4 protein-coding genes are annotated in these 3,026 nt (G+C 31.7%); all 4 read left to right on the top strand.

Annotated features, from left to right (window positions below; genetic code table 11):
• Positions 1–97: 97 nt before the first annotated feature.
• The 4 genes from WA340_RS11885 (at position 98) to WA340_RS11900 (ending at position 2,798) form a co-directional block, all read left to right on the top strand.
• Positions 98–529: a hypothetical protein gene (locus WA340_RS11885; RefSeq protein WP_336129230.1), complete on the top strand. Its 432-nt coding sequence runs from the start codon at positions 98–100 to the stop codon at positions 527–529.
• Positions 530–542: 13 nt separating this feature from the next.
• Positions 543–923 (top strand): hypothetical protein, encoded by a 381-nt coding sequence (locus WA340_RS11890; RefSeq protein ID WP_336129231.1) that lies wholly within the window; start codon positions 543–545, stop codon positions 921–923.
• A gap of 233 nt (positions 924–1,156) precedes the next feature.
• Positions 1,157–1,342 carry a hypothetical protein gene (locus WA340_RS11895; protein WP_336129232.1) on the top strand — a complete coding sequence of 62 codons (186 nt, stop codon included), beginning with the start codon at positions 1,157–1,159 and terminating at the stop codon, positions 1,340–1,342.
• Between the two features lie 718 nt (positions 1,343–2,060).
• Positions 2,061–2,798, top strand: coding sequence for a hypothetical protein (locus tag WA340_RS11900; RefSeq protein WP_336129233.1), 738 nt, complete (start codon positions 2,061–2,063; stop codon positions 2,796–2,798).
• Positions 2,799–3,026: the final 228 nt, after the last annotated feature.

A 3,026-nucleotide genomic window follows, 5' to 3' on the forward strand; every position in this document is an offset into this window, starting at 1 on the left:
ATTCATTGCAATTTTCTATCTTTCAGTCTCAATCGGAAAATCGTACCGATTTTCCGCAACTGAAATTTATACGCTAACGTTGTACGCAATTTAAGAAATGACCGAAACTGAAATAAAAACCATTACTGAATTGGAAAAATGGCTTAAGGAAAATTGCTATCCAATGAATAGTTATAGCATTAATGGAAATGCTATTTATGAGGGTTTTGGATTGGAGAATAACGGAGGACTTTTTCAATGGTTCTATACCGAACGTGGAGATAAACAGACTTTGGAACACTTTGCGACCGAAAAAGAAGCTGTTGAATACGCTCTAAAAAAAATTAAATCGGATGAACACGCAAATCGGAATTATATCGGAATGTATAAATCTGACCAAGAAGTAGAACAAATATTGTCTGAACTCAAAAAACGTGGAATTGAATATTGGACTGACAAAATCCCTTATGGCGGAATAAATGACTGGCGAACTCGAATTTTTGTAATTGGTTGCGGAATTAAAAACGCACAGGATTTAATAAAAAGCTGAACTTAAAAATTAAATGGAAAATAAATTGAAAATTATTTCTCTGACATCATATTCGCTCATAATACTTATGGGACAAATGATTGGACTTCCATTTATTTTTTGGCTAATATTTACAAGTTTTGAGTTTGGCAATAGCGACCAAATCTTTGCAGTTTTGGGACTAACTGGATTTGTCTTGAATTTTACTAAATACGGAAAACCAAGACTTGGGAAAATATTAAGCTTTATTCTTATGATTTCGCCAATCGTAAGACGAGTGACAGAAATACCTATTGAGAAATTTAATTATTTAAGTTTTCAGATACCGCTTTTGATTTTTTTAATCGTTTATCTGATTTACATATTAAAACCGAATAAAAATAAAAAAACTGCGTACAACAATGGCTATAAGTAATTGCTTGTCCTCGCCTACTTTGGAAATTCCTGCGGAATTTCCAACTTGGTGTGTACTTGCAAAGTTAAGTGCTAAACCACGCAACTACTCATAGCCGAGACCGTTGGTTACAATAGCGGAATTAAAAACTAAACGTAAAAAACGTGCGAATTCCAAACTTTGTAAACAGCGGAACTGTGCGCAAAAAAGTATAACGGAAACTGAGTTTATAAAAAGAAATTAAAGCAAAGGAAATGAAAAGAATTTATGTAATTTATTTCGTACTTATTGCAAGTATCATTCTTATGATATTAAATATTGCTGAATTAGATTTTGACAATCTTAAAAAAGGTCCTTTTACTGGAATTATTTCAAATATACTTCTGATTGCAGCAATGTTGTTAAGTATAAGAGATATAAAGAAAAAAGAAAACAACTAATCGGAATTTAAAAAACGTGAATTGATCACTGCTACTCTATCGAATTCCAAAATTTCGGAATAAAACGTGGATTGAATAGCAAAACGCAAAACAAAACTCTGAATGAACCAAAAACTGAAATATAACTGTAACCAACATCGTATAAATTCAATTGCGGTTGAATTTCCTTTCGGAAATTCATTGCAATTTTCTATCTTTTCAGTCTCAATCGGAAAATCGTACCGATTTTCCGCAACTGAAATTTATACACAAACGTTAGCTGTAATATTGCATCAACCAAAAACGCTCAATTCGTGTTGATTTTAAGCAACGTAACTTTAAAAAATTGAAAACAGAATTTTAGCCTGTTATGGATCTGAATTTTAAAACGGTAAACGGAACTGAACTCTAAAACTGACTCGTACGGAATTGAATAAATTGCGGTCGAATTCTGTCGCTCAAAACGGAACAGAAACTAAAAAAACGGAAAAAGTAAAACGGAATGTTGCGCAAAAAAAAGTGGAATAAAAATAAGTTTTCTTTCTACAATTTCGCCAGCTGAATCACATAAAATAAAACAACACTACAGCTAACAAGGTATATATTCAATTGCTACTGAATTTCCTTTCGGAAATTCATACCAATTTACTATCTTAGTTGCTTAATGCTGAAAATCCTTCGGATTTTAAGCCGCAACTAAATCTATACCAAACCGTTGTAAAACATTTAAGAAAAACCAATGAACAGAATTTTAAGCATCACATTTTTAGTCTTTTTACTAACTTCTTGCGGAAATAAACGAGAGGGAGAAGAAAAAACAGGTTTACTTTCTAATTTAGTGAGTATAACAGACAATGAGAATAACGGAATTGAGGAAATTTTAGGCTTTTATGGAGGACGTTGTGAATATTCAATTGGAGTATCTGCTTCAACAAGTGATGGAACAAAAAAATACTTCGAAATTGAAATGAGCCAGAGCGATGCTATTGATAAACGATTAGACAAGGTTTATCTTCCATCATCAAATATTGCATATCGATTCTATAAAAATCTAAAAGAGGAAAAGAAAAATTATGACGAAATAAAAGTTGTTTTGATTTCCAAAGACAACAAAAAACAAGAATTTAACTTTCCGATTACTCTTCTTGAAAAAGCGGAAAAAAGAATCAAAGTAGCAGAAAAAACAGTTAGTCTTTTAAAGGAAAAACAGTTCGAAGAATTAAAAGAAATGCTAAATAATGAACTTGTTGCTTTTGACAAAGAGGAATTGATTCCTCGCTTAAAAGAATTTGAACCACAATTAGGAAATATTCTTGAGTTTAGACTATTTGGATTTAAAATAACGGAAATAAAAGACAAGGAATTAATGCATATTTCTGGTGCTATTATCAGAGACAAACAGAATAATGAATTTAGCGTTGATATAGACTTTAATTCGGATAAATACGAACTGTATCAATTACAATATAAATTGTAACGGAATTAAAAAACGTTTTACAACAACGTGTATAATTAATTGCTTTGGTCGTTGTCTACTTGGAAAATTCCTTCGGAATTTTCTCGCGTTCGTTTTTGTTTACTAAATTAGTTGCTCAAACACGCAACTAACCATACACAAAACCGTTGTGCGTCATATGACAAGCGACAGTAACAAAGAAAAACGGGAAAGCTGAAAACCGATTAGAGTAAGCACCTAAACTAAAAC

The sequence above is a fragment of the Mesoflavibacter sp. CH_XMU1422-2 genome (genome assembly GCF_037029245.1).
GTDB classification, from domain to species: domain Bacteria; phylum Bacteroidota; class Bacteroidia; order Flavobacteriales; family Flavobacteriaceae; genus Mesoflavibacter; species Mesoflavibacter zeaxanthinifaciens.

What these genes read in the sequence shown, in the direction of transcription:
- WA340_RS11885 (WP_336129230.1), top strand. Translation starts at nt 98, where the DNA reads ATGACCGAAACTGAAATAAAAACCATTACTGAATTGGAAAAATGGCTT.
- WA340_RS11900 (WP_336129233.1), top strand. Translation starts at nt 2,061, where the DNA reads ATGAACAGAATTTTAAGCATCACATTTTTAGTCTTTTTACTAACTTCT.
- WA340_RS11890 (WP_336129231.1), top strand. Translation starts at nt 543, where the DNA reads ATGGAAAATAAATTGAAAATTATTTCTCTGACATCATATTCGCTCATA.
- WA340_RS11895 (WP_336129232.1), top strand. Translation starts at nt 1,157, where the DNA reads ATGAAAAGAATTTATGTAATTTATTTCGTACTTATTGCAAGTATCATT.